This is a genomic window from Haloferax massiliensis (assembly GCF_001368915.1).
GTDB lineage: Archaea > Halobacteriota > Halobacteria > Halobacteriales > Haloferacaceae > Haloferax > Haloferax massiliensis.
In genome coordinates this window covers 172,721-193,126 of record NZ_CSTE01000004.1, presented here as the reverse complement: position 1 = coordinate 193,126, position 20,406 = coordinate 172,721, and the positions used below count along the sequence as shown (strand labels likewise).

At 62.0% G+C, this 20,406-nt stretch carries 15 protein-coding genes; 6 read left to right on the top strand and 9 right to left on the bottom strand.

The features are described 5' to 3' along the window. The first annotated feature begins 56 nt into the window (after positions 1-56). Positions 57-1,238, top strand: a complete 1,182-nt coding sequence (locus tag BN996_RS16070) for a carboxylate--amine ligase (RefSeq protein ID WP_042665781.1) — start codon at positions 57-59, stop codon at positions 1,236-1,238. A 115-nt stretch (positions 1,239-1,353) separates the two neighbouring features. Then, complete coding sequence (locus BN996_RS16065) at positions 1,354-2,823, top strand: flippase (RefSeq protein ID WP_089780736.1); 1,470 nt, start codon at positions 1,354-1,356, stop codon at positions 2,821-2,823. 12 nt (positions 2,824-2,835) lie between these two features. Here the strand turns inward: BN996_RS16065 and BN996_RS16060 are convergent, their stop codons facing one another. Together BN996_RS16060 and BN996_RS16055 are read right to left on the bottom strand one after the other, a co-directional pair. Further along, positions 2,836-3,840, bottom strand: a complete 1,005-nt coding sequence (locus tag BN996_RS16060) for a glycosyltransferase family 2 protein (protein ID WP_089780734.1) — start codon at positions 3,838-3,840, stop codon at positions 2,836-2,838. 79 nt (positions 3,841-3,919) lie between these two features. Next, positions 3,920-6,145, bottom strand: a complete 2,226-nt coding sequence (locus BN996_RS16055; protein ID WP_089780732.1) for a DUF2206 domain-containing protein — start codon at positions 6,143-6,145, stop codon at positions 3,920-3,922. Positions 6,146-6,804: 659 nt separating this feature from the next. Between BN996_RS16055 and BN996_RS16050 the strand changes: the two genes are divergently transcribed. The 4 genes from BN996_RS16050 (at position 6,805) to BN996_RS16035 (ending at position 11,797) form a co-directional block, all read left to right on the top strand. Then, positions 6,805-7,743 carry an NAD-dependent epimerase/dehydratase family protein gene (locus BN996_RS16050; RefSeq protein ID WP_089780730.1) on the top strand — a complete coding sequence of 313 codons (939 nt, stop codon included), beginning with the start codon at positions 6,805-6,807 and terminating at the stop codon, positions 7,741-7,743. Positions 7,744-8,560: 817 nt separating this feature from the next. Then, positions 8,561-9,514 (top strand): AEC family transporter, encoded by a 954-nt coding sequence (locus BN996_RS16045; RefSeq protein ID WP_089780728.1) that lies wholly within the window; start codon positions 8,561-8,563, stop codon positions 9,512-9,514. A 919-nt stretch (positions 9,515-10,433) separates the two neighbouring features. Next, positions 10,434-10,844, top strand: coding sequence for a cupin domain-containing protein (locus tag BN996_RS16040; protein WP_089780726.1), 411 nt, complete (start codon positions 10,434-10,436; stop codon positions 10,842-10,844). A 119-nt stretch (positions 10,845-10,963) separates the two neighbouring features. Beyond that, the gene (locus BN996_RS16035) at positions 10,964-11,797 is read left to right on the top strand and encodes a phosphoenolpyruvate hydrolase family protein (protein ID WP_089780724.1); all 834 of its coding nucleotides are present in this window, start codon (positions 10,964-10,966) and stop codon (positions 11,795-11,797) included. A gap of 61 nt (positions 11,798-11,858) precedes the next feature. On the opposite strand, the gene BN996_RS16030 is transcribed toward BN996_RS16035, so the two are convergent. The 7 genes from BN996_RS16030 to BN996_RS16000 all read right to left on the bottom strand — a co-directional run bounded on the left by BN996_RS16030 (position 11,859) and on the right by BN996_RS16000 (position 20,017). Then, positions 11,859-13,118 carry an outer membrane protein assembly factor BamB family protein gene (locus BN996_RS16030; RefSeq protein WP_089780722.1) on the bottom strand — a complete coding sequence of 420 codons (1,260 nt, stop codon included), beginning with the start codon at positions 13,116-13,118 and terminating at the stop codon, positions 11,859-11,861. Between the two features lie 236 nt (positions 13,119-13,354). Next, positions 13,355-14,098, bottom strand: a complete 744-nt coding sequence (locus BN996_RS16025) for an ABC transporter ATP-binding protein (RefSeq protein WP_042665774.1) — start codon at positions 14,096-14,098, stop codon at positions 13,355-13,357. After that, entirely contained in the window at positions 14,095-14,853 is a 759-nt protein-coding gene (locus BN996_RS16020; protein ID WP_089780720.1) for an ABC transporter ATP-binding protein, read from the bottom strand. Before BN996_RS16020 ends, BN996_RS16025 begins: the two co-directional genes overlap by 4 nt. After that, positions 14,853-15,995 (bottom strand): branched-chain amino acid ABC transporter permease, encoded by a 1,143-nt coding sequence (locus BN996_RS16015; RefSeq protein ID WP_089780718.1) that lies wholly within the window; start codon positions 15,993-15,995, stop codon positions 14,853-14,855. Before BN996_RS16015 ends, BN996_RS16020 begins: the two co-directional genes overlap by 1 nt. Continuing rightward, positions 15,992-16,933 (bottom strand): branched-chain amino acid ABC transporter permease, encoded by a 942-nt coding sequence (locus BN996_RS16010; protein WP_089780716.1) that lies wholly within the window; start codon positions 16,931-16,933, stop codon positions 15,992-15,994. Before BN996_RS16010 ends, BN996_RS16015 begins: the two co-directional genes overlap by 4 nt. Positions 16,934-17,212: 279 nt before the next feature. After that, a complete protein-coding gene (locus tag BN996_RS16005; RefSeq protein WP_089780714.1) occupies positions 17,213-18,628 on the bottom strand; it encodes a substrate-binding protein in 1,416 nt (471 codons plus the stop codon). Between the two features lie 177 nt (positions 18,629-18,805). After that, positions 18,806-20,017, bottom strand: coding sequence for a Tm-1-like ATP-binding domain-containing protein (locus BN996_RS16000; protein ID WP_089780712.1), 1,212 nt, complete (start codon positions 20,015-20,017; stop codon positions 18,806-18,808). Positions 20,018-20,406: the final 389 nt, after the last annotated feature.

Genomic DNA, 20,406 nt, shown 5'->3' with positions numbered 1-20,406 from the left:
AATCATCTTGATAATCAATCATGATGAGGTGAAAAGTAGCGGAGGAGAAGACAATCATGTGGAAGTCGATCATCGTTCCAGCGAATCAATCTGTGAGCGTCGTCGCGTCGCTTCGGTCACTCTCGCCCGAAGGGGTTCATACAGTCGTCGTTTCGGAAGACGAAACTGTCCCAGCGTTCGCATCGAAGTACGCGGACGAGACCGTCGTCGTTCCATCACCGCACGAGGACGTCATCGCGTACAAAGATGCGCTCGTCTCGCTCTCGATGCGCCCCGACGTGGAAGCAATACTCCCCATCAGGGAGGAAGACGCCTACGTCCTCTCACGGTACGTTGAGGATTTCAAACCGCATGTCGAGATCGGCTGGCCGTCGTTCGATGCAGTCAGGGTCGCGCAGGACGGGTATCGATTGGCTACTGTTGCGGAAGACATCGGACTCCGCGTTCCGAAGACGGAACTCCTCACGGACGTGACAGACTGGGATCGAGAGCTCATCGTGAAACCTCGGTACGGAATCCTCACTCACGATTACGTGGACCATCTAGAGGCGACGGAGTGTGAAGGCAGGCAACGCCCCGAGTACATCCCGAGGGGCGTCTCGCCCGACGTCGACCGGCTCATCGAAGACATGCTTGGCCACGTTCCCGTGGTGCAGGAGTGTCACTGGGGGGAGGAGTACTCGTTCCGGGCACTCTACGACCACGGCGAGCCGGTGAAGACGAGTCTCCGACGGCAACTTCGCGGAAAAACGTACGCTGGCGGGATGAGCGTGTTCCGGGAGATGACACACGACCCAGCGGTCGAGGAGTTGGCCGAATCGTTGCTTACTCATCTGGAATGGAACGGGCTCGCGTCAGTTCAGTTCATCAAGGAACGAGAGACCGGCGAGTTCTACCTCCTCGAAATCAATCCGCGAGTGTGGGCTTCCGTGAATCTCGATATCCGCGCCGGCGCTACCTACCCGTACGACTACTGGCTCACGAATCAGGGTCGGAAAGACGAAATCAGACCGGGGTACGAGGAAGGCGTCGCGACGCATCTACTCGTCGGCGAACTCCAGTATCTCAGGAGCGTCCTCGTCGACGACTTCCCAAACGTCGACAAACCGTCGATGAGGGAGGCGTTCGTCGACGTCGCTTCGTCCGTCTACCAGCACCCCCACTTCGATTACATCTCGTTCGACGACCCCAAACCGTTCGCACGAGGTGTACTCAACACCCTGTTCAGTGCATCGTGACGCAGTCACGCCCCGGCCGCAGGTCAGCACTCGAACCGTGTCGGTCGGAGAACGTCGTGCCTCGTAGCGGCAGGGTAACTATTCGTTGCCCACTCGCTAGCGACACTGTGCCATCATGGATATAGGACTATCGACGTTCAAGCTGTTCCTCTCAAAGACGGGACGTGCTCTACTGATGTTCGGTGGCATCATCTACTTCTCCCGAAACCTCGGGCAGACGCAATTGGGTATCTTCTTCCTGTTCTTTGCCGTCCAAGGATTGCTCTCGATTCCCGCCGATTTCGGCCTCCGTTCCGCACTCGAAAAACGGCTGAGTGAGGGGGAAGACCCCGTCCGGACATTGAGTTCCGCACTCGCTCTCAAACTGGTGTTGCTCACGGTGGTCTCACTCGGCGTCCTCGCGTTTCGGGGTCGAATCAACGACTATCTCGGTGGAGACCTCGCAGTGTTGTTGGTCCTCGCCGTCTTCCTCCGGGAGCTCTCGCTGCTGTACATTCATGCGGTTCGGGGCCGACTTCGGGTCGGCCGTACCGCATCAATCGAGTTCGCCCGCCGACTCACTTGGGTCGGGCTCGGTTCGTTTTTTGTCTCGCGTGGATATGGACCCGAGGGCATCGTCTACGGACTCTTAGCAGGCTCAGCCGTCGCGTTGGTTTGGGCGGTTCTCGCCTGCGACATCGGCCTTGGTCGGCCGGCACTCCCACAGATGCGGTCGCTGGTCGATTTCTCGAAGTACGACGTCGTGAACTCCGTCGGGGGGAGCATCTACCAGTGGATGGACTCTGCCCTCATCGGGTTTTTCCTCGTCCAGAGTTACGTCAGTGCGTACGAGGTCGCCTGGCAGGTGACGCTGCTCGTCCTCATGTTCAGCAAGTCGATCTCGTTGACGCTGTTCCCCCAGATCAGCCAGTGGAATGCGGATTCGTCGGTGAAGCAGATAGAGTCGACCATCTCGACTGCCATCGGGTTCGCGGTGTTCTTTTCTATTCCCGCTGTGGTCGGGGCGGTGATATACGGCTCCGACGTTCTCGAATTCCTTTTCGGTCCTGAATACGTCATCGCATCGCTGGTCCTCGTCGTCTTGATGATAGAGAAGTTCTTCCAATCCATCAACGATATCGTCGGGGTTTCGGTCAGGGCAATCAACAGGCCGAACCTCGCCGCAAAAGCGACCGTCGCCGCCGTCGGTGTCAATTTAGTCCTGAGCCCGATTCTCATCGTCACTATCGGATTCGTCGGTGCCGCGGTGGCGACGACCGTCTCGTGGGTCGTAAACGCACTCCTTCAAACACGCTATCTCGGCCGATACGTCGATTTCTCGATTCCGTACCCCCTCATCGGATGGTTTACGCTCTCGTCAGTGGCGATGGGCGTTGTCGTCTACGGCGTCAAGACGCAGTTCCCGGTCGATACCGTGTTCTCGTTAGTGTTACAGGTACTGCTCGGGGGACTGCTCTACCTCGCGTTCTCCGTGTCGATTCCGGACGTCAGACACCGTATCGTGCTGCCCGTGGTTCGATTGCTCGCATCCCGTTACGTTTCGGACGAACGGCGTTCAGGGCGTGGACAGACGAGCGATAAGTAGCCGCGATTCAATTCAATTGCTCGTCTCCCAGAACACCCGCTGTGGAGTGCCGTCTCTCCCGAAGAGGCGACCGGGGTGCGGACCGTACCACCAGAAGAACAGCATCGTCTTCCGCGATTTGATTCGCCGAATCGTCCGCGGGGAGACGACGCGTCTCGCCTCAAGGGTCGTCTCTCGTTCGTCGTAGAGACGGCGATAGATGTTCCAGAGCGAAGACGGCCGCCGAGTGAGTAGCAACCCATACACTGACCACAGAACCGTCGAGACCACTACATAGCGCATCGGGAGGTTACGGAGTGCGAGTTTGATTCGGTTCCCGACCAGCCGCTCCTGCGTTTCGAGGTCGGTACGTCGTGCTTCGGGCGATTTCTTGTGCCAGACGGCGACCTCGGGCGTAAAGAGGATATCGTAGCCACTTTCGTGGACGCGGAACGAGAGGTCCATCTCCTCGAACCCGTACACGAAGTCCTCCGGGAAATCACCGACTCGGTCGATGACCGCGCTTCGAATCGCGTTTCCGACGCCGACGAAGTTCGTCGCGCGATACGGGACAGTCGGTGTCATGTCGAATCGCGGTGGGTCGGGCGTCTCGTGGGGGTTCACCTCGTCGGTCCGGTAGTCACGGCACTGGAAGGCCAATACACCGATCTCGGGATTCGAATCGAACAGACGGACGACGGTCTCCGTCGCATCGTTACTGGTCAATACCGCATCGTCGTCGATGGTCACGAGAATGTCGCCCGACGCGAGGTCGTATCCGATATTCCGCGCCTGTGGGACGCCCATCCGGCCGGGGAACTCGTGATAGTGGACGGTCGGTTCGTCGAAGCGACCGCCGTCCTCAAACATGGTCGAGGTCTCGTCCGTCGAGTTACTGACTACGATTACCTCGATAGGGTCGTAGGTCTGGTCGAGGATGGACTCGATAGCCTCTCTCAGGTCGTCCGGCCTGTTGTACGTCGCCAGAACGTACGACACGAGCGGGTCAGTGGACGGATCTGTCGATGCCACAATCATCCGATACAACATCGTATCTCAGTAAAAGCGTTTCGGGGGTGGTACGTTCGCTCCGGTTTCTCCAAGGCGAATCGAACCCTCACAGGTCGTCGGAGTATCCGTCTGACCGCCCCTCGATTCTCACGATAGTCACCTCGTCGTTCCGGAAGACGACCGTTCCAGCTTCGGTCACGTCCTCGGCATGCTCACGCGAGAGAGACGTAATCGGGAGACGCTCGGACCCGGAAACGTCCCTGACGCTCCGTTCCCGAATGAACACGTACCCGCGTTGCAGTCGGCTCTGGTCGAACTCTGGGTGCCAAGGGCTCCGCAGTCGCTCGATTCGGACGTCGTAGTACGTCTCCGGAGTCGTCGAACGGAGCAGTTGGTAGCTCACCGAGTCAGTGTATATCGTGACTGTGTCGTCCGAAGGTGAGGCGGCACTCGGAGAGCGGTACGAACCGGAACCAGTGAGCCCGGCGTGTTCCTTGAGCCACGCGGCACCAGCGCGTTCGTCGTCAGTGAATACGTAATCGTTGGCGTTCGAGTCGAACGTGGCTGTGTCCGCGTTCCCGACCGCGGCATACGCGGCACCCGAGTTGAGGACGAACAACGCGCTGAGAAGAACTGCGAGGAGCGACCACCTGGGACGGAGGTCTCTGGGTTTCCCGAGGCGTTCGAGCGCCGTGACCGTCGCCGCGAACAGAGTCCGAAAGCCGAGGGCAACGAACGGTGCGAGGACGACCAACACCATCTGGTACGTCCTGTCGGCCCAGAGGTTCGCGATGACGAAGAACGTCGACGCGAGGAAGACGAACATCGGTATCGAGAGCGCAGTGTACTCGACGTACTCCGTGCGTTCGCCGCGACGTAATCGGACTCCGTGAGTGACGACCCGTGACAGCAATCCAATCCCCAGCAGTGCGGTCAGGACCAAGTAGACGAGGACGTTGAGTTGGTCGAGTACGGTCACCTGGCCACCGATGTAGTTCGCACCGGTTCCGACCGCCGTGCCAACGACGAGATTGGCGACCTGCTGTCCGATGACCAACGGCATCCGCAGAATCTGGTTCAGTAACTGCGGCGAAAACGTCGCGTACCAAGCGATGGCCAATCCGAGAAATGTGACGGGGTATACGACCGAGCTATCGTGTTCGAACTCGTCGACGACGCGACGAACCACACCAAGCATGAGATGTCCGGCGAGCAGCGACCCGCCAAGCACGAATGCCGTCCCGTAATGGGTGTGAATAACGCCGATACTCAGTAAGACGGCGACGGCTTTATTGCCGACTGTCGATAGGCCGTGCTCGAACAGGAGCAGCAAAAGCAGTACGACGAACAACTCCGAGAGTAACTGCTTCCCCGGAGTGAGAGAGAACGAGATGTGATAGAAGATGAAAAAGAAACTGCCGAGCAGCGCCTCCCGGTTCCCAAAGATACGCCGTCCGACGTAGTAGATCCCGACGGGGACGAGTGAAAAGACGAACACGTACGCGACCTTGAACACCGCCGCGACTGAGACGTCGGCGAGTGTCGAGATAGCAGCCGGGACCGCGGTCACCATCGGGAGCGCCGTGATTCGACTCCCGACGCCGGGCGACCAGACGTGGGTCTCCTGTATATGCTGGGCGAGGAAGTACTGGAACTGGACGTCTGCACCGATGACACCACCGGTGAGGAGGTTTCGATGGAGGAACGTCGCAAGTCCGATGAGGAAGATGGCCAATGGGTACTGCGTCGGCGGGAGGAACCGAGTCGAGCTGACCACGACAGCAGCGGCGACGAGAACGACGAAGAGGAACATCAGCGAGGCGTCCCCACCGTCGTTCATGAACCCCGCGGCCAGTACCGCAACGACTGGAACAGCTATCAGCCCCGCAGTCAAACGAGTCGGCGCGACCCAGTCAAATCGCGCCTCTGGTGTTTCAACAACGTGCAAAAGCGCGGTTATCAGCAGCAACACGACGGTCAAGGAGATAGCCAGCGGTTGCAACGAAAACGTGTCTTGGACGTTCAGTAGCGGTGTGAGTACGCCGACCGAGGTGACGAACAACGAAAGGAAGACGAGGCTCAACCCGACTGCGTAGAGTACGGCTTCTCCACCCCGAGTAATCCGGAGCCGAGCGAACTGCGTGAGTAAGAGGCCGGGCAAGAAAAATAACAGGAGGAGCGTGCTTCCAACCCTGAGACCGGAGACGAATATCCCAGCCGAACCTAGTCCAAGAGTCAACCAAAACAGCGCGAGTAGCGTCACGATAGTAAGCTGAATCGATACTGTCTGTGAGAGAGATGGGTGCGCTACCCTGTTCAATTTCGGAAACATGGTCGTGATTCGAAGGCTATGATTCGAGATATCACTCAACCAATGTAAGTAATAGGACCGTTATTCGATACTTTCCTCAGACGATGAATGATGGCTTGTCCCGGCGCTCGTCTGGACGAGTCACCGCCGACGCTGACTGAGAACCGAACCTTCGGCGATAGTCAAGAAGACGGACGAGTGGATGTGACACTCGGTCTCACGACGAACATCAAAATAGGTTGAAAATCACACACGTTTGTAACTATAGCCGGTGGAGAAGTGTTGTCGGTGGTACTGTCCTCATCGCTGTTTGATTAGGTAGAGTATACCGGGAGTATACGCGGGCCTCGACCACCGGTGCCCGGCGGGGACGCGGCTGAGAGCCTCGAAATCGGCCGCTTCGTTGGCGGTCAAAGTAATTACAAATTTAGTCTTGTAATGAAAGTGCGAATTAAGCCGGGAGCCTTGACAGTTAGTAATGACATATTCCCAACAGTAGGTCGCCAAACCGGGCGGCGGCGGGAAAATATCGCATTCGAAGTTGAACCTGGGACATATAATCCATGTCTATAATCCGAAAAATAAAAAATTTTAGATGTTAATTTTGACGACGGAGACGTTCAGGCCACTGACTAAGACACAAAGTAACCTTGAGTCGACATTGCGATGTGGGTAGTGTCATGGCAGACATTAGTGGGCAGACAGTTCTCGTCACAGGCGGTGCCGGATTCATCGGGAGCCACATCGTAGACGTACTGGCCGAGGACAACGAGGTCAGAGTCGTCGACGACCTCTCTTCGGGTTCTGCTTCTCGACTTCCCGACTCGGTAGAGCTGGTACAGGCCGATATTCGGGATTCTCGCGCGATCGCCGAAGCGACGTCCGACGTCGACCTCATCTTCCACCAAGCGGCGAAAGTGAGCGTGAGCAAGTCCGTCGACGACCCGTTCAGATGCCATTCTGTGAACACGACTGCGACGCTCAGACTTCTTGAGTCGGCCCGGCGAGAAGACGCGCGAGTCGTTCTCGCGTCGAGCGCGGCAATCTATGGACGCCCCAGAACCGTCCCGGTCCGCGAAGACGAACCCAAAGAGCCGAAATCGCCGTACGGCTTACAGAAGCTCTCGATAGACAGATACGCCCGACTGTACCACGAACTCTACGGTCTGGAGACGGTGGCGCTTCGATATTTCAACGTCTATGGGCCACGACAATCGAACGGAGACTACAGTGGTGTCATCGGTACTTTTCTCGAACAAGCGCGGGCGGGCGAACCGATCACCGTCGACGGAGACGGCAAACAAACACGCGATTTCGTCTACGTCGACGACGTCGTACGTGCGAACCTCCTCGCTGCGAAAACAGACGAGTTCGGTGTTGCATACAATATCGGTACGGGGTCTGAGACGGCGATTCACGAACTCGCGGAAATCATCAAGAACGCGACGGCCAGTAATTCCCCAATCGTCCACGGCGACCCACGACAAGGAGATATCCAGCGCTCGTGTGCGGACATCTCCCGTGCGGAGAGTCGTATCGGATATGCTCCACAGGTCGCACTTGATGACGGTGTCAAGCGGTTACTCACCTCCTATGGAGCGAGCCCGTCCACGGTGTGAACCCACTGCACACTGAGAGAGTCGATAGTACATTGCGAAGGGCTTGGTAAGTCGAAAAATCGACGTGCCGTGGGATGGGTCTCGTAGACCGCTCAGCCGACGGGTTTCGAGAGAACTCGGGGGCGTGAGCGGACAGCGAACGCCCCGATCAGCGTCGCTGTACAGTTCCACGCGACCGGATGTTCACTTGGAGTGACGATACGTCGAATCGACGACGTTAGTCCCACCGGTCGCTATCGGGGTTAATGCCAAGTATATTGTTCTATTTTTACAATATAAACTGTGCAAAACCCGCCCTTGACGTCGAATCATTGAGCCGGTCTGGTATCGGTCCGGCGACTGCGTTCTCTATCACTTCTCGGATAATACGCAATCCCTGAGAGACCGTGTTCCTCGTTAAGTGACTCGAATGTCGGCCCCAATCTGTTGATTAGAGTTGAGTGGTCGGCTTGGCCATTCTGAGCGAAATTTCATGAAATATCTCTTTTAGATTCTCAACGTTCGAGTCGACCGCGTTTATTATCCGTGGGCCAGCCCTCGTTCGAGCGTCCGAGAGTAGTTCACGATACTTGCATTCCTATGTCCATTCTACCGACCCGATTCTGTGTTATGTTAAACGCTTTCTCCGGAACTACTTGCTCGCACATCTGCTCGCTCACACGACCTCCGGCGGTGAGTAGCGCCGACCCGCGCGCGGCGATCACCGATACTATTTATACGGGAAGCGCAATGGGACTGACATGAGCCGACAGCGACAGCGCAGAGTGTTAGTTGAGCGCGCCCGGCCGCCGAATCGACCTACTTCGAGGTACGAGCCATGTCGTTGACGGGGGCGTTCACGAACGCGATTCTCCCGATTCTCGGCGTCGCCGTCGTCGGGTATCTCCTCGCGCGAACGACGGACATCGACGTCGGGCCGATAAACACGCTCGGACTGTACGTACTCATCCCGGCGTTGGCGTTCCACAGCATCGCCACGACGACCCTCGGGGGCGGGGAAGTCCTCAAACTCGGCGTCGGCGTCGTCGGCTACGCGCTTCTCATGATTGCCATCGCGTGGGGCGTCGGCCGACTCGCCGGTGAATCGGGACCGCTCCTCGGCGCGCTCATGTTGGCGGCGGCGTTCCCGAACTCGGGATTCGTCGGAATCCCGCTGTCCGGGTTCGCCTTCGGCGAAGTCGGACGGACGACCGCCGTCATCTACCTCACTATCCAGAACCTCGTCGTGTACACCCTCGGCGTCTACATCGCGTCGAACGGCTCCGATAGCGGGGTGCTGGACGCCGCCACCGAGATATTTCGGCTCCCCCTCCTGTACGCCATCGTTGCCGGCGTTCTCGCCCGTGGGCTCGGGCTCGTCCCGCCGACCGACTCGGCGCTCATGGAGACCGTCGGACTCGTCGGCGACGCGTCGATTCCGGTCATGCTGCTCATCCTCGGCATCCAGTTGGCCGAGACCAACGTGTCCGTGATATCGCGGTCGCTCGCGCCGTCGGCGCTGAAGCTCGTCGTCGCGCCGCTCGTCGGGTTCGGCCTCGCGCTCGCGTTGGGGTTCGGCGACCCGACCGTCGCGAAAGTGTTCGTCCTCGAATGTGCGACCCCCGCCGCGGTCATCCCGCTGGCGCTCACCATCGAGTACGCCGACGACACGACGGTCGACGGCATCACCGCGCCCGAGTATCTCAGCACGACCATCTTCACGACCACCGTTGCCAGCGTCGCCGTCCTGACCGTTCTCGTGGCTGTCTTACAGGCGGGCGCTCTGTACTGAGCGCGACGACGGCGGTATTCGAGGCGTTCATCGGTAATGCCTCCCGATTCACATTTCGAAATATCGTTTCGGTCGCGCAACTCGCGCCTCGTCTGAGCGCCCGGTAGACGGTTCCCCCCGCCAGTTGCGGAGCCGTTCGATTGCGGTCTCGTAAACGCTTCGCGTCCTCGCGACGGCCGCTTCTCACGCGGAGTTTGGGGTGCAAGCGCCGCGAAGATTCGCACCGTCTACGCGGGAGGTATCGGACAGAATCTGTCTGTTGGCCCCACGGCCGTTCCTCCTCGTCTCGTAAACTGCGAGTGCTGACAGAATATATTACAGACGTACGCTTGTAATAGATATATTACGCATGTACGTCTGTAATGGCGGTCGAAAATACGGGTCGAGTACCGGCGCAGATACCTTCCGCCCTCGCGACTCCACGCCGTATTTTCGATATGAAAACGGATGTCCGAGAGCCGTCCGACTCGTCACCACGCCACACTCGTTCGACGCGCGAACGGCGGCCGTCGTTGCCGGTCGAACCCCGCACAGCTCGCGTGAGTAGGACGGTCGCCCGGGTTCGACGAGCGGATAATCTCCCGTACGTGGCTCCGATTCCGCTCGTCCCCGCGGAGTACGTCGTTCAGTCGCCGACAGATTCCGTCACGATTCGCTCGCAATCATAGTTGTCTATTAATAATTTACAACACGCGAACGGGCCGGGGCGTCCGCGTGACCGTCGCCGACTCGCATAGCGTCGAATCACCGTGTGAGGCCTCCTACTGCTAGTCCAGTCGCGTTGGCCGTCGACCTCAACTCTGCACCGTCGTTTTCCTCTCGAAAATCGTTCGAGTCGCTCGCGAGCGCTCGACGAACCTCTGACCGCATTCCGGCCACCAAAATATTTAATAATTGATACTGTTTGACTCAACACGTCATGGTATCCGAAAAGCGGTTCGTTCAGGCGGACGACGTAGAGACGATTGAATTGGACTGGGGCACGCTCAAGTGGATGAACACCCCCGAAGTCACCGGCTCTGAGGGGTTCAGCGCCGGCGTCGTGTTGCTCGAACCCGGAAAGGGCCACGAGCGACACACCCACCCCGACAGCGAGGAGATACTGTACTTCCTCGGCGGCGAGGGCGAACAGACCATCGAGGACGAGACGCGCACGGTCGGCGCGGGCGACATGGTTCACATCCCCAGCGGCGTCGAACACAGCACCATCAACACGTCGTGGGAGCCGCTTCGGTTCCTCGCGGTCTACTGCCCGCCCGGCCCGGAAGCCGAGATTCGCGACGACGACGACGCGACGATTTTCCCGCCCGGCGAGTTCCCGGGTAACTGACCCGCGCGGGCGAGCGGTTTCTCCCCGACGCCGTCCCGACCGCGTCGCTCTCCCGGCGCCCGGTCGCCGGTCGTTTCTTCCGAAATATTAAAGTCGTATGCGATGGCCTGTCAACTCGGATGAAGTATACTCGTGCTGAATCACTCGACCGTATCGAATCCACGATCGAATCCGGTGACCCGGTCATCGGTGCCGGTGCCGGAACCGGCATCTCCGCGAAGTTCGCCGAACGCGGCGGCGTCGACCTGCTCATCATCTACAACTCGGGGCGCTACCGGATGAACGGTCGTGGCTCCCTCGCCGGTCTCCTGCCGTACGGCGACGCCAACGAAATCGTCGTCGAGATGGGCCACGAGGTCATTCCGGTCGTCGAGGACACGCCGGTACTCGCCGGCGTCAACGGGACCGACCCCTTCCGCGAGATGAGCGTGTTCATCGAAGACTTGCGCCGTCGCGGCTTCTCGGGCGTCCAGAACTTCCCGACGGTCGGACTCATCGACGAGGACAGTAGCTACCGGAAGAATCTCGAAGAGACCGGGATGGGCTACGACAAGGAAGTCGAGATGATTCGCGAGGCGAGCGAGCAGGGGATGCTGACGTGCCCGTACGTCTTCACCGAAGAGCAGGCCAAAGCGATGACCGAGGCGGGTGCCGACGTCATCGTCTCCCACATGGGCCTGACGACCTCCGGCGACATCGGCGCGGAGACGGCGCTCGACCTCGACGACGCGGCCGAGCGCGTGCAGGCGCACCACGACGCCGCCAAGGAAGTCCGCGACGACGTGCACGTCATCTGCCACGGCGGTCCCATCGCGTGGCCCGACGACGCGAAGTACGTCCTCAACAACACCGAGGGCGTCGTCGGCTTCTTCGGCGCGTCGAGCATCGAGCGCCTCGCCACCGAGGAGGCCATCGAGGACCAAGCGCGCAAGTTCAAGGACATCGACTTCTGAGAGCGCCGAAAGGAGCTACCGAACGCGGACCGTCGCGAAAGCCGCCTCGCGCACAGTCGAATTACTCGACCGCGTACACCTTCGCGTCGGTTCCGCCGAAGTACAGTCGCCCGTCGACGAGCGCCGGACTCGACCCGACGCCCCGCCCGTCGATTTCCATGAACCACTCTTCCTGTCCGTCCGTCGTGATGGCGTGGACGCCGACGCCGTCGCCGTCCGACTGCCGGTGCGTTCCGACGTAGAGCACGTCCTCCGTCAGAACGGGGCTGCTCCCGACCTCCAGCGCCGGCGTCTCGAAACTCCAGTTCTCAGCGCCGCTCTCGCGGTCGAAGCGGAACACCTTCGCGTGGTTCGTCGTCGGGTCGTCGAGGGTGTTGTACGGCGTGTGGCCGACGTAGACGGCCTCCTCGCCGACGGCGACTGACCCCGAGATGTACCGGCCCGCTGTGTCGGCCAGCCACTCCCGTTCGCCCGTCGCCGCGTCGGCGGCGTGAACGTTCCCGTTCCAGTCGGTGAAGTAGACGGAGCCGTAGGCGACCGCCGGACTCGACCATATCATGTCGCGCGTCTCGTACCGCCACTCGACTTCGCCGGTCGACCGCGACAGCGCGTACAGCGCCTCGTCGGAGGAGCCGACGTACACGCGGTCGTCCGTGACCGCCGGACTGCTGACGACCTCGTCGCCGACCTCGTACTGCCACTCCGTCTCGCCGGTCTCCGCGTCGAGGGCGTACACCCAGCCGGTCTCCGAGACGTTGGCTTCCTCGGCGTACCACGCGCACGCGAGGTTGTGACAGCCGACGCCGGTGTAGACCGTCCCCTCGTAGACGGTCGGGCTCCCCCGAATCAGGCCGCCGAATCCCCGAGACCAGCGCTCCTCGCCGGTCTCGGCGTCGATGGCGTACAGGTGTTTGTCGTACGACCCGATGTAGACGACGCCGTCGGCGTACGCCGGCGTCCCCTCGATTCGGTGTCCCGCCTCGAAGGACCAGCGTTTCTCGCCGGTCTCGGCGTCGAGCGCGTACAGCGAGCTATCCGCGCTGCCGATGTAGACGACGCCGTCGGCGACGATTGGGCTCCCCCAGAACGCGTCGCCCGCCTCGAACGTCCACTCGACGGTTGGCTCCGAGTCGAGCGGGGACACGTCGCCGATGTAGCCGGTGTTGTACCGTCCCCCGCGGAACGTCGGCCACGAGGTGACCGGCTCGGACACGGGGTGGTTCTGTGACGCTGACGCGACCGGTCGCTGACACCCCGCGGCGAACGTGAGCGCGGACGAGGAGAACGCGGCGAGAAACCGTCGTCGGTTGGTCCGTTTCATGTCCCGTGTGTTCGAGTGTCACGAAATAATATTGTCGACTGACTGACGGCGACCGGGGACGAAGAATCCACCTCGAAATGCGAGACTGAGCGCCGGGACAGGAACCGGAACGAGAGTCGAACGAGAGTCGAACGAGAGCCGAGGAGAGAGTCGAAACGAGAACGAACCGAACCGGAAGCGAGGAGGGGTTGAATGGAGCGCAATCGGTCGCGCCGCGGGGTGCGAGGTCGGTGCGGTCAGACGACGAGGTATTCGTCGAGGTCTTCGGATTCGAGTTCGTCCACGGTGCCTCTGTAGACGATGTCACCCTGGTCGAGCACGTAGCCGCGGTCCGCGATGCGGAGCGCCTCGCGGACGTTCTGCTCGATGAGGAGCACCGTCAGCCCCTGGTCGGCGATTTCCGCGACGGAGTCGCCCACCGCCTTGACGATTTGCGGGGCCAGTCCCTCGGTCGGCTCGTCCAGCAACAGCAGTTTGAGGTTCGGGAGCCTGAGGGTCCGCGCGATGGAGAGCATCTGCTGTTCGCCGCCCGAGAGCGTCCCGGCCTGCTGGGCCCGCCGCTCGTCGAGCCGCGGGAACAGGTCGTACAGCTCGTCTATCGACATCGTGCTCTCGCCGCCGCCGAGGCCGCCCCGGCGGATGGTGTTCCACCAACCGCGGGTGATTTTCGACATTTCGAGGTTCTCTTCGACCGTCAGTTCGGTGAACAGCCGCCGCCCCTCGGGGACGACGCCGATGCCGCCCATGGCGATGTTGTCGGCCGGCCAGTCCGTGATGTCGTCGCCGTCGAACCGAATCGACCCCGACCGGACGGCGGGCGGTTCGGTCCCGGCGATACTGCGGACCGTCGTCGTCTTCCCCGCGCCGTTGCGGCCGAGGAGCGTGACGACCTCGCCCTCGTCGATGTCGAGGGAGACGCCGCGGAGGATGTGGCTCGGGCCGTAGTAGGCGTGCACGTCGTCCAGTTCGAGCAGACTCATTGCTCCTCACCTCCGAGGTAGGCCTCGCGGACGGCCGGATTCTCCCGAATCTCCTCGGGGGTCCCCCGCGCGATGAGCCGACCCTGATGGAGCGTGAAGATGCGGTCGGAGACGTCGAAGACGATGTCCATGTCGTGTTCGACGAGGAAGATGGTCATCCCCCAGTCGGCAAGCAGGTCGTGGATGAGGTCGACCGTTATCTCGGTCTCCGTCGGCGACATGCCGGCGGTCGGCTCGTCCATGAACAGGAGGTCCGGGTCGGTGGCGAGTCCGATGGCGACCTCTAAGCGCCGCTTGTCGCCGTACGGGAGCGAGCCGGCTTCCATCCGGGCCTTCGAGTCGAGGCCGATGGTCTCCAGGATGTCGTTCGTCCGCGTTTGGACCTCGTCGAACGAGTCCCGTCGGCGGAAGAAATTGACCCGGAACGAGCCGTGTTCGGCCGCGAACGACGCGACCTGCACGTTCTCCCGCACCGTGAGTTCGGGGAGAATCGACGCGGTCTGGAACGACCGACCGACGCCGAGCTGTGCGATTTCGAACGGCTTCATGCCGACGAGTTCGTTCCCGGCGTAGAACACCTCGCCCTCGGTCGGACGCAGCCGACCGGTTATCGTGTTGATGAGCGTGGACTTGCCGGCGCCGTTGGGGCCGATGAGGGAGACGAGTTCGCCCTCTTCGACTTCGATGTCGACGCCGTCGAGCGCCGTGAGCCCGCCGAACTCCTTGGTGAGTCCGTGGGTTTCGAGGAGCGCCATCAGTTCTCACCCCCCGAGGAGTCGCCGGTCGAGTCGCGGCCGGTGACGGTGTCCAGCAGTTCTCTGGGTTCGCGGAGCGCGCCGGTGAGGGCGGTCGTCATCCCCCAGATGCCGTCGCGGTAGACCCACACGACCGTCGTGAACGAAAGCGACAGCAGGAGGAGCCAGTAGTTGCCGAGCGTCGGGAAGCCGTTGACGATGCCCTTGAAGTAGAAGAACACGAACGTTCCGATGACCGGCCCGGCGAGCGTGCCGAGACCGCCGAGGACGGTCATCACGACGACGTCGCCGCTGACGGACCAGTAGAGTCGCTCGACGCCAGCGAACTGGGTGTTGACGGCCATCAGCCCGCCGGCGAGGCCGACGATGGACGCCGACAGGAGGAACGCCGCGAACTTGTAGCGCCAGACGTCGAGACCGACGAACGCCGTCCGCGTCTCGTTCTCGCGAATCGCCTTGAAGATGAGTCCGTAGGGGGACTTGCGGATGCGCGTGATAGAGGCGACGACGGCGACGAAGAAGACGCCGACGAAGAGATAGAGGTTGTTCACGACGAGTTCGCCGAGGAGTCCGCCGTACTGGTGTTCCAGTTCGAAGAGCCCGAGGACGGGCGAGCGCGGCACTTCGAGGCCGTTTATCCCCTTCGTGATCTCCACGAGCGGCTCTCGGGCGAGGAAGTAGAGGAACTGCCCGATGGCCAGCGCCACGATGGAGAAGTACACCGTGTGGAGGCGCAGGAGAATCAGCGCCGCGACCGCACCGAGGGCGACCGCCGCCAGCGTCCCGACGACGATGACCACGAGCGGGTCGTTGTACACGTGAATCGCGAACAGCGCCGCGGCGTAGCTCGCGGTCCCGAAGAACATGGCGTGACCGAACGAGAGGAGACCGGTCTGGCCCAACAGGAGGTTGAACCCGAGCGCGAATATCGACCAGATGAGGATGGTAATCGCCAGCCCGTGATATCCCTGGAAGATGTCCGAGACGACCGGTGCGCGGCCGAACGCGTACGAGAACAACAGGACGAACAGCACCGACGACAGGAGGACGAACGACTCGGTGTGTTTGATACCGTCCCAGGTGTCCCAGCTGATCAACGGCGATTCTTCGTCTACGGTCTTGTGGATGTTGTCCGTGCTCATTGTCCGACCTCCGCCGAGGGGAAGATGCCGCTCGGTCTAATCGTCAGCACCACGATGGCCAGCAGGTAGATGCTTGCCTGCGTCATGCTCGGTTCGAGCTCCGTCGCCACCGCGAAGGTGAGCCCGGCGAGGAGCGCGCCGACGACGGTCCCGCGCAGACTGCCGACGCCGCCCATGATGACGATGACCAGCGACGGGATGATTATCTCCATGCCGATCTCGGAGGTCACGTTGAAAAGCGACCCACCGAGGACGCCCGCGAGCCCCGCGTACGCGGCCCCGACGGCGAATATCAACAGGAACGGTCGCCCGATACGGATACCGAGCATCTGCGTCATCTCGGAGTCTTCGGTCCCCGCCCGAACGGCCAGCCCGTAGTCGGTGTATTTGAAGAACGCGAAGATGCCGGCGACGAGCAGGAGCGTGAGCGCGACGACGAGGACGCGTATCGTCGAGGCCGCGCTCATCCCCGGCGGCGTGCCGACGACGGGGAGGGATATCGCGCCCGTGAGCCACTCCGGACGCGGGTAGATGGTTCCCGTCCGGCCGAAGAGGATGGCGACCAGCTCCTGGGCGGCGATGAGGATTCCGAATGTGACGAGGAGTTGGTCGAGGAGTTCTCGTTCGTAGAACGGTTTCGCAATCCAACGTTCCATGGCGACGCCGACGACGAAGATGACCACCGGCGTCAACACGAGCGCGGGGACGAACCCCCAATCGAGTCCGACCTGCCCGAACCCGCTCAAGAGCCCCCCGTACTGCTCGCTCGACGCGATGAGAAGCCCGATGTACGCGCCGCTCAAGTAGAGGACGCCGTGGGCCATATTCACGTATTTGAGCGACCCGAACACGATGGAAAGCCCGACCGCGACGAGCAGATACAGCGACGCGACGCTCAGTGCGATAAAGAGGAATCCGACGACCCCGTCGATGTTCATCGCTTCCACCTCGGTACAGATGTGAGTAACCACTTCATGGTGTGCACGATTATTCATGCATTCTTCAGTATGTTAATCTTGTGCTTCGCTGGCTTCTGACACGCCAGCGGCCCGCTCTCCGGATGCGGCGGCGGCGGTCGTCTCCGGGCGTCGACGCGAGGCCCGTGCGACCGAGAAAAAGCGGCGTTCGAGCAGTCGAACGCGGGTGGGGTGACCGCGTAGGGAGTCCCGACTGCCGAAAAGGGAGTTGGTACGTCGTATCGAGGCGCGGTCAGGTCGTCACTCGTCTCCGTACTCGTTGTCGCCCATGGCGCAGTTGGACGCCGGGAACTCGCTGCACTCGTAGACGAGCGGGTCGGTCGTCTCGACGATTTCCGTCCGGATGCCGAGTTCCTCGGCGCGGTCGTCGCCGACGCCCTGCACCATGTACCACGGCCGTTCGACCTGGTGGTCGCACGTCCGGAACGCGGAGTCGCCCCACGCGAGGCTCCACTCGAACTCTTCGAGCGTTCGGACCACGGTCGGCGGGTGGAAGGTCCCCGCGTCCTCGACGGCGGCCGCGTACACCATCATCGACTCGTAGGTGTGCAGCGAACTCTGGTTGGGCGTCTCGCCGTACTCCTCCTGGTAGGACTCGACGAACACCTGACTCGGTTCGTTGTCGGCGTTCGGGTTCCACGGCTCCATGCCGAGGACGCCTTCGGCGTCCGCGCCGAGCGGGTCGAGGGTGAACGCGCTGACGTGCGGGATGATGACCTCGATGTCGTCGGTCAGGCCGGCGTCTCGCAACTGCGCGAGGCCGCTGGCGGCGAAGTTACCGAAGCTGGAGAAGTACAGCGTGTCGGCCCCGGAGTCTTCGAGCGCCTGAATCTGGGAGCTGTGGTCGGTCTCACCCTCCGCGATGGCGGCACCGCCGGCGTCCTCCCACGGCCCCTGTTCGGTGAGGTATTTCCGGGCGGCGTCGCGGTTCGACTGCCCGTAGGAGTAGTCCATGTAGATGTGGAACAGCGAGCGGTCCTCGCCGAGGACCGAGGGTGCGGCCTCGCCCATCGCCATCCCGATAATCTCCGCGTGGAACGTCGGGTGGAAGTAGTACCGCGAGCAGTTCTCGCCGGAGATGCCGGCGGACGTGGAGTTGCCGCCCATGAACGGGACCTTCTCCCGCTGGGCGACGTTCTGCATCGCCATCGTCACCGTACTGGACATGCCGCCCGTCCAGAACTGGATGTTGTCCCGCTGAATCATCCGGTCGATGTTGTCCTGTGCCGTGTCGGCGCTCCCGGCGGTGTCGGCCTTCGTCGGCTCGACCTGATAGCCCATGATGCCGTCGCCGCTCAGACGGTCCCAGTAGTCGACGAGGCCGCCGCCCTCGTTCAGGTGCTTCACCGCGAGGTCGAAGCCCTTCTCCTGGTCTTGGCCGTCGGGACCCAACGCGCCGGAGGTCGGCCCGTTGAATCCGATGCTCACGGAGTTCCCCTCGGGCGGGAAGTTCCCGATGGCCTCGTACTCCTCGCCGCTGTCGCCGCCGGACGTGTCCCCGCCAGAGGAGTCGTCGCCCCCGCCGCCGCTGTTGTTCTCGCCTTCGGAACCACCCCCACCGGAACAGCCCGCGAGTCCGGCCGTGAGTCCGGCCGTCCCGATTGCTTTCAGATAGCGTCGCCTGGATTCGTCAGTTAGCGCTGGTTGATCAGTCATGTTTCTTCGGAACGCTGGTAGTCACATGGTGTCATGGTATAGTTAAACTTTGTGATTATCCGGGTAGAAAACAGGTCGTACGGGCGATGTCGTGCGCGAAATCCCGTGCGCTGGCGCTCCGGGCGTCGGTGCGCGGAGCGAAGCGCTCGCTCGTCGCCGGAGTCGGCGTCGGGCGTCTTACGCCGAGGCTCGCATCCGGCTGTCGATGGCCTTCGCGAGCGTTCGCGCGAACTCGTCGTCGTTGATGTTCGCCGGCGATTCGATGACCTCCACGTGGTCGTCGAGATGTTCGCGAAGCGCGCCGAACAGCGCGTCGTCGGCCTCGGGGTCGTAGAAATCCTCGCCCTCCGCGTCGAGCATCGAGACGCCGCCGAGCGGGAGCGCGAGCGCGGTGGGGCCGGTCGCGGCGTTGAGCTTCTCCGCGATGATGCGGCCGAGTTCGGCGTTCTCCTCGGGCGTCGTCCGCATCAGCGTCACCTGCGGGTTGTGGACGTGGAACTGCCGGCCGTCGAACTCGTCGGAGACGGAGTCTCTCGGCCCGAAGTTGACCATGTCGAGCGCGCCGGTCGAGACCACCTGCGGGATGCCGCGCTCGGCCGCGGCGTCGAGTCGGTCGGGGCCCGCCGCGAGGACGCCGCCGACCAGTTCGTCGGCCCACTCGGTCGTCGTGACGTCGAGCACGCCGTCGATGACGCCCTCCTCGATGAGCGACTCCATCGCTCGGCCGCCGGTCCCGGTCGCGTGGAAGACGATGGTCTCGTAGCCGCGCGCTTCGAGCCAGTCGCGCGCCGTCTGAACGCACGGCGTCGTGACGCCGAACATCGTGATTCCGATGGTCGGCTTCTCCTCGGTCTCGGCGTCCGGTTCGTTCGACACCATGCCGACCATCGCGAGCGCCGCGTTGGAGATAACGGTCCGCGAGAGCTGATTGAGCCCCTCGATGTCGGCGACGGAGTACATCATCGCGATGTCGTGGTAGCCGACGTAGGGTTCCGTGTCGCCCGACGCCATCGTCGACAGCATCAGTTTGGGGACGCCCATCGGGAGCGCGCGCATCGCGGCCGTCGCGACCGAGGTGTTCCCCCCGCCGCCCAGCCCGAGGATACCGTCGAGTCGGCCCTCGTCGTGGAGTCGAGACGCGACGACTGCCGCGCCGTCGCCCATGATTTCGATAGCCTTGCCGCGGTCCCCGGCCTCCCGAAGCGCTTCGAGCGTGCTCCCGCCCGCCTCGGCCACGGCCGCGGCGTCGGTGTCCGGTTCGATTTCGGGGTCTCCCATCACGCCGACGTCGACGAGGTGGACTTCGAGCCCCTTCCCTTCGAGCACGTCGCGGGCGAACCCGATTTCCTCGCCCTTGGTGTCGAGCGTGCCGACGATGACGACGCTCATCGCTCACCCGCGGCGGACCGCTCGCGTCGGGCCGGTCCGTCCCCGTGGTTCGAAACCACGACACCCCGCGGCGTCGCCGTCGGTACGACAGACTGTGTGTATGCGCGGTTCATACTTGCAACCGTGGCAACACGACAGACTGTCATTAACATTTGGGTTGGTCCAACGTTCACCGACCGCTGCGGCGGAGAACCTCGCGGCCTCCGCTTACCATCGGACAGTACATTCAAGTAATATTAGTTCATGAAATTTGGTAGCCCAACACAGTGAGCCGACGGGAGTAATGGCTATACTCCTGTTACACCCCGGCCGTCAGGTCGGGCGAGCAGGCGGGAGGGAGCCGTCCGTCGGTCCATTGACGGGGTACGCGGCTGGACTGCGGTCGCGAG